This is a genomic window from Acinetobacter venetianus RAG-1 = CIP 110063 (genome assembly GCF_000368585.1).
Lineage (GTDB): Bacteria > Pseudomonadota > Gammaproteobacteria > Pseudomonadales > Moraxellaceae > Acinetobacter > Acinetobacter venetianus.
Genome location: NZ_KB849558.1, coordinates 812480 through 827280 on the forward strand (window position 1 = coordinate 812480; position 14801 = coordinate 827280).

10 protein-coding genes and 1 pseudogene are annotated in these 14801 nt (G+C 38.5%); 4 read left to right on the top strand and 7 right to left on the bottom strand.

What is annotated here, in order from left to right; translation table 11 throughout:
- Positions 1–37: 37 nt before the first annotated feature.
- Positions 38–1066, bottom strand: a complete 1029-nt coding sequence (locus F959_RS09440) for a DNA-binding protein (RefSeq protein WP_004879492.1) — start codon at positions 1064–1066, stop codon at positions 38–40.
- 221 nt (positions 1067–1287) lie between these two features.
- Between F959_RS09440 and F959_RS09445 the strand changes: the two genes are divergently transcribed.
- The gene (locus F959_RS09445) at positions 1288–2208 is read left to right on the top strand and encodes a tyrosine-type recombinase/integrase (protein WP_004879495.1); all 921 of its coding nucleotides are present in this window, start codon (positions 1288–1290) and stop codon (positions 2206–2208) included.
- Between the two features lie 301 nt (positions 2209–2509).
- On the opposite strand, the gene F959_RS09450 is transcribed toward F959_RS09445, so the two are convergent.
- Positions 2510–4345 carry a long-chain-acyl-CoA synthetase gene (locus F959_RS09450; RefSeq protein WP_004879497.1) on the bottom strand — a complete coding sequence of 612 codons (1836 nt, stop codon included), beginning with the start codon at positions 4343–4345 and terminating at the stop codon, positions 2510–2512.
- 69 nt (positions 4346–4414) lie between these two features.
- A complete protein-coding gene (locus F959_RS09455; protein ID WP_004879499.1) occupies positions 4415–6661 on the bottom strand; it encodes a fatty acid desaturase in 2247 nt (748 codons plus the stop codon).
- 106 nt (positions 6662–6767) lie between these two features.
- Between F959_RS09455 and F959_RS09460 the strand changes: the two genes are divergently transcribed.
- Positions 6768–7778: an AraC family transcriptional regulator gene (locus F959_RS09460; protein WP_004879501.1), complete on the top strand. Its 1011-nt coding sequence runs from the start codon at positions 6768–6770 to the stop codon at positions 7776–7778.
- 194 nt (positions 7779–7972) lie between these two features.
- Here the strand turns inward: F959_RS09460 and F959_RS16900 are convergent.
- From F959_RS16900 to F959_RS09485, 4 genes and pseudogenes are all read right to left on the bottom strand, one after another.
- A pseudogene (locus F959_RS16900) lies at positions 7973–8803 on the bottom strand (SDR family NAD(P)-dependent oxidoreductase).
- A gap of 107 nt (positions 8804–8910) precedes the next feature.
- Complete coding sequence (locus F959_RS09475) at positions 8911–9885, bottom strand: NAD(P)H-dependent flavin oxidoreductase (protein ID WP_004879508.1); 975 nt, start codon at positions 9883–9885, stop codon at positions 8911–8913.
- Positions 9886–10269: 384 nt separating this feature from the next.
- Positions 10270–10899: a TetR/AcrR family transcriptional regulator gene (locus tag F959_RS09480; RefSeq protein WP_004879510.1), complete on the bottom strand. Its 630-nt coding sequence runs from the start codon at positions 10897–10899 to the stop codon at positions 10270–10272.
- Positions 10900–11047: 148 nt separating this feature from the next.
- Positions 11048–11674: a TetR/AcrR family transcriptional regulator gene (locus F959_RS09485; RefSeq protein ID WP_004879512.1), complete on the bottom strand. Its 627-nt coding sequence runs from the start codon at positions 11672–11674 to the stop codon at positions 11048–11050.
- Positions 11675–11760: 86 nt separating this feature from the next.
- Between F959_RS09485 and F959_RS09490 the strand changes: the two genes are divergently transcribed.
- Positions 11761–12996, top strand: coding sequence for an oxygenase MpaB family protein (locus tag F959_RS09490; RefSeq protein WP_004879515.1), 1236 nt, complete (start codon positions 11761–11763; stop codon positions 12994–12996).
- 82 nt (positions 12997–13078) lie between these two features.
- Positions 13079–14776 carry an aldehyde dehydrogenase family protein gene (locus F959_RS09495; RefSeq protein ID WP_004879516.1) on the top strand — a complete coding sequence of 566 codons (1698 nt, stop codon included), beginning with the start codon at positions 13079–13081 and terminating at the stop codon, positions 14774–14776.
- Positions 14777–14801 lie beyond the last annotated feature (25 nt).

Sequence of the window (14801 nt, forward strand, 5' to 3'; positions counted from 1 at the left end):
AAATAGGACAAATAAAATTTGTCAATAGAAAAACGAGTTATTTTTCTACTTTTTGCTCATTTTTACCAATTTGAACTAACAAATCCTGTAGTTGAGACAGCATACTTTGTTGCGTCTCAAATTTCGTTTGGCTTGCTACTAGGCTACTTTGCAATTCTTTGTTCTGTTTAAATAGATCAGTTTTTTCTTGAGCTAACTCATTTAGCTGTATCTCCAATTTTTGGATAGTTCCCTGATGGGTTTGTAATTCAGATAACAAGGATGCTTCATGCTGTTTGACTTGCTCTAATTGCTTACCTACGTTATCCAAGGAATTTTCACATCTTTTATTATTTTGATTAGAAATTGATAATTCCGTTGTTAATTTATTCTTTTCTAAAGAAAGTTCATTTAACTTATCTTGTTTAACAATAATTGTCTGCTGTAGCTGTCTCGCTTCTGCTTGAAGTGACTGAATCTGGTGATCAAACCGGCGTAAATCCTGCTGACGTTGTTCTTTAACAGACTCTCTATAGTGATCTAAAGACTGTTGAGCGTGTTTAAATTTTTCTTCTAAACTACATAGGTATTCTTTATTTTGTTTCAACGACTCATTTAGATTAACAACCTGTTGCTCCAGGCGATTTTTAACAATTATTTCCTGATCTAAAGAGATTTTTAATATCTCATTGATTTTTTGTTGTTCATTCATGCTGGTATCGCATTCTTGAAGAATCATTTTTGTTTGGCTTAATTCATTACGTAAAGCTTGTATTTCTTCCTTAAATCTTTCCTCATTGATTTGGCTCGTTTCTTTAATTTTTTCTATCTCTACATTTGCTTCTATGTGGAGTTGTTCAGCCAACCGTATAACTAAACTTTGTATAGTTTCACTCACGGATAGATTTTGTCCAATACTCTGCTCGCCATCTTCTTCTAGTTCTTTCAGATATTTATGGATTGTACTTTTTGAACCAGTATTACCAAGTTCAATTCGAACAGCATCTACAGATGGATACTTATTTTGAGAGATAAGTACATCTCTTGCCTGCTTAACCATATTTTTAGTTAAACCTGATCTAGACATCATTAAATCCTTTTTTATGATTCATACTGTATTACGTAATACATGATAACATACCTAAAATATCTATATATTGGCTATTTTGTATCAAATAACTAACACAGGATAATAAGACATTATCCTGTGTTATAGTAAAATAAGCAGCTTCTACAAGGTAGATGGTTACATATGGCAATAAGGTTGCTCAGGATTTTAATTAAGCCACTCACAGTGGATAAGTTGATATGGATAAAATTGATTTCTACCTCCAAGCTTCTATCAGAGAAAATACACAGAAAAGTTATTCTTCTGCAATTCAGCACTATGAGATTGAATGGAGAGGACTTTTACCAGCGACCGCAGATCATGTTGCTCACTATTTAACTGATTACGCAGGTGTTTTATCCATTAATACGCTTAAACAAAGGCTTGCTGCATTATCTCAATGGCATACAGAACAAGGTTTTCCAGACCCAACTAAAGCACCAATAGTCAAAAAAGTTTTAAAAGGGATTAAAACAGTTCATCCAGTTCAGGAAAAACAGGCGAAACCTTTACAACTTATCCAATTAAAACAAACAGTGGATTATCTTGATCAGCTAATTGAACAATCAAAAAAGTCAAGAGAACATGCAAAGCTGCTTCGTTATACTCGCAATAAATCATTATTATTGTTGGGTTTTTGGCGTGGATTTCGTGGAGATGAAATTACCCGATTGAATATAGAAGATATTGAAATTCACTCTGGAGGATTGAATTGCTATCTTGCCAGGACTAAAGGTGACCGAGCATTAAATGGACAATACTTTCAGGTACCAGTATTAAGCCAGCTTTGCCCTGTTCAGGCTTATTTAGATTGGCTAATGATAAGTGAATTAACTACTGGAGTTGTGTTTAGATCAATTAATCGTTGGGGTAAAATTTCACCTGATGCTCTACATATTGATAGTTTGATTCCACTCATTCGGCATATTTTTTCTGAAGCAGGTATAGAATCGGCAGAACTATATAGTGCGCATTCTTTACGTCGTGGTTTCGCCTATTGGGCGGCTGATAATGGTTGGGATATTAAGGATCTCATGCAATATGTAGGTTGGAAAAATATCAATTCAGCATTGAGATATATGAAAAGCTCTCAAAATTTTCAAAGAATTAATATCGATTGAACTCTTTAAGGAAGTGCTTACGCTAGTTCTTTCTCAGGATCACGAATCTTGGCTCACTTGTTCGTGCCGCCTAGTTTTATAAAGTGGATATGCTCTGCATCTGCCGTATAAAGTGATTAAGATGGTTGTTTTGACAGGTACTATACTGTGACAGTTAATCCTGTTGTTTTCTGTATGTTGATAACTTTGCAAAAACATTCCACTTACTAAAATTAACATGTTCCTTATGATCTATATAATAGACTTTCAGAAATTAGAAAGTCTATTAGAATCTTTCGCTTCAATAAAGAATTAAAGGATATTAGAAACGATATCTACCATGATAAATCGCATCATAGGTTTCAATACTTATATGACAATACTGAGTAGCTTTAGGCAATAAAGCAAATAATTGATCACTATCAACTTTTGTAGGATTAAATGCCTCTTGCTTTAAGTTATGTTTTTGATATTTAAAGGTTGCAGTTGTTTCAGTATTTTGCCTAATACGGACAAAAATTGGTATTGCATAACGAGGTAAATTACTCTTTAAATGGTTTAAAAGCACACTTAATCTCATACTATCAACAACTTCTCCAATTGTAGGAGTGATTGCGACCATTCCAGCTCGTCCATTTGTACCTGGAATTTCTACACCATATACAACCGCATCCTGCACAAATGGCAAACTACTAATGATATTTTCAACTTCTGTGGTTGAAACATTTTCACCTTTCCAACGGAAAGTATCTCCTGTGCGATCAACAAATTGCGTATGACGAAAACCAATATTTTTGACTAAATCCCCTGTATTAAAGTAACGATCACCCTTTTTAAATACATCGTTGAGAATAGAACTCTGACTTTTGCTGGCATCTGTATAGCCATCAAAAGGCGTTCTTTTAGTAATTTTGCCGATTAAAAGACCCACTTCATTGCGTTTAACAGGAATCATGTATCCCTGTTTATTGCGAATAGGTTCACCAGCAACTTCATCATATTTCACCACTGCATAAGGCATGGGTGAAAAACCCATGGTATTGTCAAAATTGAAGACATTACTAAAGCCAATATTGCCCTCAGATGAGGCATAGAACTCCATCACCTGTTTCACACCAAAGCGTTGCTTGAATTCCATCCATATATTAGGGCGTAAACCATTCCCAATCATTTTCGTGAGTTGATGGTTACGGTCATAAGATGACGGTGGCGTATCCAGTAAATAACGGCATAACTCTCCCACATAGCCAAATGCTGTTGCCTGAAATTCTGTTACATCTTTCCAGAAAGCTGAAGCAGAAAACTTACGACGCAAGGCGATGCCCGAATAGCCAGCCAATGCAGAACCCCAACACACCACCATGCCCGTAGCATGATAAAGCGGTAGGGTGACATAAATAATGTCATTTTTATCAAGCTGTAAGGTATAACCAAAGCCACCATAAGCTTTCATAAAGCGTGCATGATTAAAGATCGCAGCCTTTGGTAAACCTGTTGTTCCTGATGTATAAATAAAAAATAAACCATCATGACCACAAATAGTATTGGTAGTGACAGGGTTATATTGAGCTGCATTTTTAATGATATTCATCAGGTTCTGCGTGTTTTGTGGTTCACAACCTGTATCACTCCGTGTATCTACATCTGCTACCCAATAAATTGCATTTCCTGCTAACTCAAGGCTTTGTTGCGATTCCACAAATACATCATACATTTCCTGCCCAACAATGGCCGCTTTCGGCTTCACCAGATTGATACTATGTTCTAGTACCCGACCACTTTGTGAGGTATTAATCAGTGCTGAAACGACCCCTATTTTGGCTAAACCCGCAACTACGACTAATAGCTCTGGTCGGTTTTCCATCAGCAGGGCAACCACATCACCTTTCTGGAATCCCAGCGATAAAAAATAATTGGCGAGCTGATTTGCCCAACGATTAAACTCTTGATAGCTGATTCTGCAATCTTGATATAGTACAGCCATGCCATTCGGATTATGCTTGGCAGCTTTCTCGACGGCCCACCCCAAGCCTGTCTCAGATTTGGCATTGCTATTTTGTGTAATGATCAAGCCTTGCAACATTTTTGGCAGTTTTTTGGCAATAGATGGCAGTTGATAGACAAAACGGTTTAGCGAAATTTGATTGTTCTTACTCATATTCAAATGCTTCAACAAATAGGGATTCAAAAAGCCATGTACAGAAATCCAACATGGCGAAAATAAAAACTAAATATCCAGAACCAACCTGTCAGAACGTGGCAAACTGTTACAGGTGGTAATTCGTATATCAGGCGTGGCTTTATGCTCATCCAGATGGGTTAAACCCTCAAGTTTGTTACACACACAAGCACGACACAGTCCTCTTTCACAACCTGATGGGATATTAACACCCGCCTGACGAGCAGCTTCCAGTAAGGTTGTGCCACCATCCACAACAATATCTACACCACTTTTAGCAAACTGAATGACATGATCTTTGCCATCTGTTGGATGTTCCACGACTGGGGCGGTAAAACTTTCGGTATGAAATTGTGTTTCAGGCAAGCCTAAATCCAGCAACATGGATTTAGATGCGGTAATAAACCCTAGAGGTGCACAAACATAGACTTCACGTTGAGTCACATCTGATACCAGTGTTGATAAAAGTTCAGGACTGAGCTTCGCCTGCTGCATTTTTTCTCGATGCACATAGCTTGGATTTAACTCATCACAAATAAACTGCACATCAAAACCAGATGCATCTGCAAGCTCACGTAATTCATGCTCAAAAATAATCGAATTTTCATTGCGATTGAAATACAGCAAAGTTCCTCGACTGTGCGATGCTTCGCGGTGTGCTTTACGCAACATACTGATAATAGGCGTAATCCCGACACCACCAGCCAAGAACAGCGACTGTTTAGGGACTTCTGTCATAATAAAATCGGGCGATGATTGAGGTGTACCGACTAAAATCATGTGTGAATTAGTTTTGATGTGATCGTTGATATGGTTTGAAACTCGGCCACCCTCAACACGTTTGACAGTAATTTCCAGACTGTTACCAGCATCAATACTATCTTTTAACAGACTGTATTGACGAACCAGAGATTCACCATTAACTTCTACACGCACAGAAATAAATGCACCTGCCTCCCATGTCACTTCATCCCAGCCTACAGGCTTTTCCAGATGTACTTTCAGGGCTTGACCTTCAGCCTGTGGGTAGGCTGCCAGTACTTTAACTGGTACATTATAGAATGATGGTTTTTGTAAATATGTCATGCTATCAGGCAGTTTATAGCGAGTCCCATAAGCAATACGCCTGAATAGCTCAATCGGTTTTTTTAGAATTTTTGTTGGCTTACCTTGTTCAAACTCTCCAGCAGGCAGAGTGAGTTTAAAGATATTCTGAATCATATAAGGTACAACAGTTTCAAAAGGTGTGACGTTATAAGGCAAACCATGTTTCAAACAAAGCTGTTTAACCAGTGGCTGAATTTCACGTTGGCGATTGCAGGGTAAATCTGGAAACAAATGATGTTCCAAATGGGTATTTAATCCACCATAAAACACTTCAAAAGGTGGTGGGTTATCAAACTTCACTTCTTCAGCAAGCAGTTTCTTAAAATAATTATCCAAATCAGCATAAGGTGTGAAATTGCTGGTTGCTAGAATTTGACGACGGAAATAATCCTCTTCAGTCTCATCTTCGCCTGGATCACTAAATAGTTCCACATTAGGAGCATGGTGTTCCAATAATAAAATGGCAGTGGTCAGAAAGTAGCCCAGCACCATACTGGCATAATTACCTGTTAGGGTAGGCAGCAATCGCTTGCGAGAAACAGAAAATGGTTCTTTGACAAAGTTTTTTATGGCATGTTCTTTAATGAGTTTAAACGATTGAGCTAAAGTCTCTTTGCTCAATACACTACGCCCCTCTGTACGTGCAGCCGATGTTCCCGTGACAAAGGTAAAATAATAACTCGGTGTCAAAGCCAATGACCACAACAGTGGAAATTGAATAATATTATGTCCATACCAGCTCTGACCAGGTTTCAAGCGCAAAAATGAATAACCAATATCATGATCCTTGCCCACAATATTGGTAAAAGGATGATGGTTTTGATGGTGCATCACACGCCATTCATGTGGGTCAGCAACAATACCCCAAACCCAGCGCTCAGAATGATACTCGCCACAGTCAGGTAAATGATCATAACTGCCGTGCATGATATTATGACCCAGTTCAGAAAACTCCAGTAAGGTATGCAATGCGCCTAAAACTGAACCACGCAGCACAGCATTAGATTTACCCCCTTGCTGAATCAGTGCATCACTACGTGCCTTAATTGCTTTTGAATACGCAGCAACATTTCTAATATGGGCTAAATCTTCATCACCAACTTTGGCTTTAGTTTGATCGTATAAAGCTTTTAACTCTACCGTTAAGCTTTTATTTTCATTATAGCTATCGTTGTGCTTGGCTAACATTTTCAAATTTCCAATCTGACTTAACACCGTTTGCAACGATATAGAGGATTGCATAACAAAAGAATGACTTTATAATGGTAAACATGACATTTCATGACATGAAGACATGCAACATTATTGGGATTTTCCTCGTAGCATTAGTGCTGTTCGTATACTACTCACTGTTGGTCAATCGCATGGTTTAACAGCTGAACAGTGCTTAGCAAATACCAATATATCCCTTGAAGATTTATCTCGAATTCATCATGAGGTAGAAGCACAACAAGAATGTCAGGTGCTGCGTAACTTAATTCATTTATTGGGGTCTGAGATTCCAATTGGTGTAGAAGCTGGCTTAAAGCATCACATCACAACCTTTGGAGCATGGGGATTTGCAATTTTAAGTAGCCCAACTATTGAGGCTGCATTACAATTGGTACTCAGATATTTTCAACTGAGTTCTTTCTTTTGCAAACTCGAAATGAGTAAAGAGGGAAAATATACTTTTATTAATTTTAACCACGATGACTTGCCCCAAAATCTCGCCTACTTTTTAGCTGAACGAGACTTTGCTACAGTTATGTCTTTACAACAGGATATACTTCCCACACCTCTTCCAGTCGTGGAAATTAATGTCGCTCTTCCTACTCCAATATATGCTGATAAATTTCCAGAATTAACTGGATATGCAATTAACTTCGATCAACCACGTAGTTGTATTGTGATTGAAACCAGCTTATTAAGTTTACCTTTACCTCAAGCAGATCAATTCACTCGAACCTATTATGAAAAAGAGTGTCAACATCTTTGGATGCGTAGGAGCAATATTGGAACTTTTAGCCAGAAAATCCGAAATATCTTATTATTAAAGCCATCTCAAATGCCTAAAATCGATGAGATGGCTACACAACTGCAAATCACAGTTCGAATGTTACAACGGCATCTAGCAACTGAGAGTATTACTTATGAACGCTTGATAAGTGATATTCGTGAAGACTTGGCTGAAGATTTGCTTACAACGACTGAATTAACCATTGAAGAAATTGCATCACAACTGGGTTATTCAGAAGCATCAGCTTTTTCAAGAGCATTTAAGCGTTGGAAAAATATTTCACCTAAAAACTTTAGGTCTAGTTAATAAAGGCATAAAATTAATTATAATCAAACCAAAAAAGTATATTAATTAGTTATGCCAATCAGTATGTTGAAGAAAACTCATGTCTTTTTTATTCATTTTGCTATGTTCAACTTCAGATTAAAATAAGATTTAAATTGAAGTTAAACATAGCATCTCAAGTTGCTCTAAAAAGGCTGTTATTAAATTTAAAGACCTTAGGGTTTTAATTTTCGGAACAGCCAAGAGCGTTGGAAACGATCAATAGTGTTTGGGACAAGGCGTTTGCCTGCATACAATGCCCATGCTTCTGGACTAACAGGCACAACTGCCTGGTTATTGATAATTGAACTTATAATTGCATTAGCAACCAATTCAGGACCATAGTTACGCTTTAAATAAATGTTGGCAATTTTATCCTGCGATTTGACCATTGTGCCATTTGCCCGCATTGCCTTGACAATATTGGTGTTAATTACACCAGGACAAATCGCACTCACGCCTACATTATATTCTGACATTTCAATTCGCAAGGACTCTGTTAATCCCATAACTGCATATTTACTTGCAGAATAGGCAGACATATCAGGAGCCGCATAATAACCAGCAGCAGATGCAAGATTTACGATATGACCGCCCTTGTTTTGAATCATATATGGGGCAAAGGCTTTGCATCCATGCACAACTCCCATAAGATTAATGCTTATGACCCATTGCCAATCTTATATCGGCGTACTTAAAAAGTCGCCTGTCGTTGCAACCCCTGCATTATTGATGAGGATTTCTATAGCACCGATCTCCTCATAAATCTCTTTAGCCAGATCCGTAACGGTTTGCCAGTTGGAAACATCCAAGACTTTTAAAATAGGCGTATTACCTTTCTTGAGAAGAAGCTCTTCTGTTCCTTTCAAGGCTTGTAGGTTTAAATCACACAATATAAGCCTTGCACCAAGATCGGCAAATTTTAATGCTGTTGCACGACCAATACCTGAACCTGCGCCAGTGATCAACGTCAGTTTATTATGAAAGTTCTTTAATCTTTTATTCATGAATATCTTTCCCAAGGTATTGCCTAAAAGCAAACCAACTTATTTAAAATAGATTGGTTTTTCAGTTGTTTAACAATGCCTACCCAACCAAGTAAATTGTTGATAAATTAGAGCATTAAACGTTTTCTTGCGACAATATATTCTTTCTCAAGGCGATCAACCAATTCGTCTACTGAGGTTGTTGTCTTAATCGCATTGAGTCCCTGACCACACCCCCAAATATCACGCCAAGCTTTAACCTTGTGCTGTGAACCATCTTCACTGGAAGTACTAAAGTCCATATCCTTGAGATTACCCTCAGGGAGGTTAGCAGGATCAAGACCAGCGGCACGAATACTGGGTGCCAAATAATTACCATGTACGCCCGTGAATAAATTTGAATACACAATTTCGTCAGAGTTATGGTCTACAATTGCCTGTTTATAAGCATCAGTTGCATTTGCTTCATATGTTGCAATAAATGCCGAACCAATATAGCCAAAGTCTGCACCCATTGCTTGCGCAGCAAGGATTGCATCTCCTGTGGCAATCGCTCCAGACAACGCCAATGGACCATCAAACCATTCTCTAATTTCCTGAATCAATGGAAAAGGACTTTTAACCCCAGCATGTCCGCCAGCCCCTGCTGCAACGGCAATTAAACCATCTGCTCCTTTTTCAATGGCTTTTTTGGCAAAAGCATTATTGATGACATCATGTAAGACTACACCACCATAGCTGTGAGTGGCATCGTTAATTTCAGTTCTTGCACCTAAAGATGTAATCACAATTGGCACTTTGTACTTAACAATCATCTCCATGTCATGTTCAAGACGGTCATTGCTTTTATGGACAATCTGGTTGATTGCAAAAGGTGCGGCAGGACGATCTGGATGCAAGGCATTATGTTCAGCAATACCCTCTGTGATTTCTTTTAGCCACTCTTCCAGTTTTTCTGCTGGTCGAGCATTGAGTGCAGGCAGAGAACCAATAATTCCCGCTTTGCATTGGGCAAGCACCAGTTTGGGTGTGCTGATAATAAATAAGGGTGAAGCAATAACAGGGAGTCTTAGATTTTTCATTGTTTCAGGAAGCTGTGACATTATTTACACCCAAAATAAAGCTATATATTTAAAATCAATAGATTATCTACTGAAATACGGTAAGATTAATATTTATTCAAATCTGCTTCATCATGCTGATATAAACGCTCATGTGATAGACATGCTGGAATTGAATATGGACTTATCAATCACGCATGATATAACACTGTTATTAAAAATAACAGTGTTATTTTTGTGCTAATAGATATCTGATTTGCTTTAACGAAGTCCTGAATTTAGTATTAAAGTTGGGGAATAGAATCATGAGGCTGAGCAGTTTTGACTATTCATTAATAGCAAAAAAAGCCGTTCAAAAATTCAATTGGCATTTGTGATAGTTGCTGTCTCAAACATTAAAAGGTATGCCTCAATTTAATTTAACCACTATTTGGAAATCGTCTGGATCGTTTTAGTGACTAAATCAGCCTGAGCACCCAGCCCAATCATACTAGTCGCAATTAGAGAGCCATATGATTTTAAAAGCTCTTTGTCATTTGAGAGGTAACCTGCAAGTTCAAGCATCAAACGGCCATGCATCGTTGCCCAGATATGCTGTGTTGCATGGCGGGAGCTACTTGAAAAAAACTTTTCATCAACCGCTTTTACACAAATTTTATGCAGAAACTTAAGGGTTTCTATACCCTGCTCTAATTCATCTCCAGAACGTTGATACCCACCGACACTTTCAGCTGCAAACATTACTGCATAAAGATGTCGATGGGCTAAAGCAAATTCACGTACAACACATACTATTTGCCATAGGTCTAATAAAACATTATCGGTACTTGGAAGTTGTTGGAATTTTTGTATGAGTTGTAAAAAACCATAATCGACTACAGAAGCGACCAAATTCTCCATAGAACCAAATTCTGTATAGACAGCAATACTGGACATGCCAATTTTGGCAGTAATTTTACGGACAGTCATTGCATTTGGACCATCCTGTTCAAGCAATTCAACTGCTGCTTGGGTCATTAATTCACGACGATCTTTTTGCTTAACTGAAACTCCCATACAACGGGTATCCTAAACGGTGTATTTAGTTATCAAGTATACACATGCTATAACATTGTTATAAGAAAATAACAGTGTAATATTTAACACTAATCTAAATTTCCCTATATTTATTGAAAATACCACCATCTACTTTTATGTTTACTCTTTATCGATTTATTGGAATTGCCCCATTGACCAATTCAGTCTTAGCACCTAAGCCGATCATGCTTGTAGCAATCAATTGGTTATATGATCCCAAAGGATACTGTTCCTTTGAAAGATATCCTACTATTTCAAACATAAGACGGCCATGCATCAAAGTCCAGAAGAATTGGGTCGCATGCCATGCAGTAGTTGTAAAGATTTCCTCTTTCACTGCTTTCTCACAAAGATCATGAATGATTATAAGTGTATCTTTACCTAGCTCCAATTCTTCTCCAGACCTCTTATGACCTCCAATATTTTGTACTGCAAACATCACTGCATATAGGTTTTTATGGGAAAGAGAAAATTCACGAACAATACAAAAAGAAAGCCATAAATCAACTAATACATCAGAAGTTTTGGGAAGTGCCTGTAATTCTTTAGCAAGTAGTTGGAATCCATAATCGACTACAGTTGAGGCTAAATTGGCTATCGACCCGAATTCTCTGTATATCATAATACTCGTCCCCCCTATTTTGGCAGTAATTCTACGGACAGTCATTGCATTTGGTCCCTCTTGTTCAAGGAGTTCAACAGCTGCCAATATCAATAACTCACGACGATTTTTGTATTTAATTGAAGCTCCCATACAACAAACATCCTAAAATTGTGTATTTACTTATCAATGATACGCATGATATAACACTGTTATAGGTAAATAACAGTGTTATATTTATGGCTAATGCAAATTTCTCCACACTTGAAAAAAATCTTGAACTTGCAGCTCGTGTTGAAAAGCTAAAACAATTGGCTTCTCAGCCATGTTCTGAACAATATCTTGACGTTAATGATATAGACCTTGAAGCATGGAATCATGTGGGTGATCCGCTTTGTGAAGCAGTCATGGCTGAGCTCAAAGCAAATAAGATGTTGGCGGGTGATAAATATATCAATGCCCGTAAATTGCAAGCACAAGGAAATCCTGCAGCCATCGCTTTTTTTGCTGATGTTGAAACAATTCCATCATGGCTTGATTTTGATGCGATGCAGTTAGGTGCAAGAATGGCCGCCCGCAATCCAATTGGTATGCTGTTTGGTATGCACGGTGGATTACCATTCACGTATATTGATCCAGCAACAGCATTTGTTATGGGAAGTACGGGACGCCTAGCTAAAGGTGGTGATTACCGTCGTCGTTTTTGGGAAACAGCTACGGGTTTCGTTGGGGCTTTGGATGTTGAGGGTATGAAACCTGGTGGTGCTCGCTGGGAATTATGGATTCGTGTTCGTTTTCTGCATACCATGATTCGTATGGGGATTTTACATGCAGATCAGTGGAAACTTTCTACAGCTATACCTATTGGTCAGGTTGCTTCAGCTGCAACAGGTCAGATTTTTGGACCTTATCGCGTCAATATTATTCGTTACTTTGGTGGTAAAGTCAGTAAAGAGGAAGAAGATAGCTTTGCTCTAATGTGGCGCTGGATTGCTCGTCTTGAAGGGGCTAATAACCAACTGTTAGGAAGAACCCATGAAGAGCAGTTTCTGATTCAAAGCCGTATGCACCAGTTCCTGTATAGTAAAAGTAAAGAAGCTGTAGACATTACACAAGGGGTTATTGATGGTGCATCGACCATAAAAGCCTTTCACTTATCGAAACGCATGCATACTGCTATTGTTCGTCGTTTGCTTTCAGAAGAAATGCTACAGACCTTACCAGGCTACAATTTTCCTGATGATTTAGAATTGCCTAAAGATCGTCCTGCGGCACTTACTTTAGAAGCACTTTCTGGTTCGTTAAGATTATTAAATAAGATTACTCATATCCCACCATTTAAAAAATTAGTAGAACATCATGGGCTAAGATTTCTTGATCATGTAGTAGAAAAAGGTCTAGATGGGATCAGAGCAGAATATCAGGCAACACCGATTAAGAATCCTGAGGGTAAGTGCCCTATGGGACATAGCTAAAAACATAACTTATATAAACCTATCTACGAGTAAATATTCAAGGTTGAAGTTTACTCATTTTTATTTCAAACAAGGATAACTCATGGCTACAGCAGTAAAAGAACTTAAATTTGCAACCAAAGCGCAGTTAGATACAGCCATTCAGGATCTTAGCAACGGCATTGTAAAATGGGCCAATTCAAATTTACAGGAACGAATCGCCTTACTCAAAAAAACACATGCCAGTATTGCAGTTGCAAGTGAAGATTGGGCAAAAGCTGCTATTTTAGCGAAAGGTACCCCCCAAGGTTCACTTGAGGGTGAAGAATGGATGTCTGGTCCCTATGCCACACTGAATGGATTTACTGCTGTAATTGAAAGTTTAGAAAAATTAGCGCAAGGTAAATCCCCTTTGGATGGTGTTAAAGCCAGTAAAGCACCAAATGGTCGTATTAAATTTAAGATGTTACCAAGTAACTTCTACGAATTTAATCTGTTTCATGGCTTCCGTGGCGATCTTTGGTTGGAGCCTGGCGTATCTGAGGCAGAAGCAAGGGCTAAAGCAGGTTTAGGTGCAAAGCGACTTGGTGAAAATGGTGGCGTTGGACTGGTGTTGGGTGCAGGAAATATCAGTGCCATTGGCCCGTTGGATATGCTGTATGAACTGATTGCTCATAATCGGGCAGTTGTTTTGAAACTTAATCCAACCTTTGGTTCACTTTTAGACATCTATAAACAGGCTTTTGCACCACTGATTGAGGCTAATCTATTACGTATCGTCAATGGTGATGCTGAAACTGGTGCCTATTTAACCGACCATATAGGTATTAAACACGTTCATATTACAGGCAGTGGCATCACCCACGATAAGATTGTTTGGGGTTCAACTACCACAAAAGTTGGTCGACCGATACTCAATAAACCTATTACTAGCGAGCTGGGTGGTGTGTCACCAATTATTATTGTGCCAGGAAAATGGTCAAAAGCAGATCTTCGCTATCAGGCTGAAAATGTCGTCACCCAAAGAACTCATAATGGTGGGCACAACTGTATCGCAGGACAAGCCATTATCCTGAGTAAAGACTGGGAGCAAAAAGATGAGTTTCTGACAATTGTAGCTGAAGAATTTGAAAAAGCAGCAAAAAGACCAACGTGGTATCCAGGTTCGGAGGCAAAGCTGGCAGCCGCTCAAGCCGCGTACCCTAATGCCAAACGAATCAAAGATACCTTGTTAATTGAAGTGAATGAGCAAACTTCCCAAGACTTATTAACCACAGAATACTTTGCTCCTGTACTGGGTCATATTGCTCTTGAGGGTACCGATGTTGATTTTTTCCGTAATGCAGTTGCTTTTGCCAATAATGAACTGGATGGTAGTTTGGGTGCGAGCATTATCGTTGCACCACGTGACCGTAAAGCAATGGGACAAGCATTTGAAAATACTTTAGCTGACTTGCACTATGGGACAATCGGGATCAACGTTTGGAGTGCAATCGGTTTTCTTGTGCCATCACTGAGTTGGGGTGCTTTTGCTGGAAATACATTAGAAAACGTTGGCAGTGGTATTGGTATTGTTCATAACTCCCATTTAGTTGAAAGAACTGAAAGAAGTGTTATCTGGGGGCCATTCCGTCCATTCCCTCGTTCCTTTATCAATGGTGAAATTGCATTGTCACCAAAACCAGCATGGTTTGTAACCGCTCGTTCAGCTAAAGATACTGCACAGAAACTCACTCAGTTTAGTGTGAAACCCAGTGTCACTAAGATGCTGAAAATTTTTGTTGATGCCTTTAAAGCTTAATGTCTACTTCTTATTTAGGATAATC

Coding starts and splice junctions, on each gene's coding strand:
- F959_RS09440 (WP_004879492.1), bottom strand. CDS start 1,066: ATGTCTAGATCAGGTTTAACTAAAAATATGGTTAAGCAGGCAAGAGAT.
- F959_RS09445 (WP_004879495.1), top strand. CDS start 1,288: ATGGATAAAATTGATTTCTACCTCCAAGCTTCTATCAGAGAAAATACA.
- F959_RS09450 (WP_004879497.1), bottom strand. CDS start 4,345: ATGAGTAAGAACAATCAAATTTCGCTAAACCGTTTTGTCTATCAACTG.
- F959_RS09455 (WP_004879499.1), bottom strand. CDS start 6,661: ATGTTAGCCAAGCACAACGATAGCTATAATGAAAATAAAAGCTTAACG.
- F959_RS09460 (WP_004879501.1), top strand. CDS start 6,768: ATGCAACATTATTGGGATTTTCCTCGTAGCATTAGTGCTGTTCGTATA.
- F959_RS09475 (WP_004879508.1), bottom strand. CDS start 9,885: ATGTCACAGCTTCCTGAAACAATGAAAAATCTAAGACTCCCTGTTATT.
- F959_RS09480 (WP_004879510.1), bottom strand. CDS start 10,899: ATGGGAGTTTCAGTTAAGCAAAAAGATCGTCGTGAATTAATGACCCAA.
- F959_RS09485 (WP_004879512.1), bottom strand. CDS start 11,674: ATGGGAGCTTCAATTAAATACAAAAATCGTCGTGAGTTATTGATATTG.
- F959_RS09490 (WP_004879515.1), top strand. CDS start 11,761: ATGGCTAATGCAAATTTCTCCACACTTGAAAAAAATCTTGAACTTGCA.
- F959_RS09495 (WP_004879516.1), top strand. CDS start 13,079: ATGGCTACAGCAGTAAAAGAACTTAAATTTGCAACCAAAGCGCAGTTA.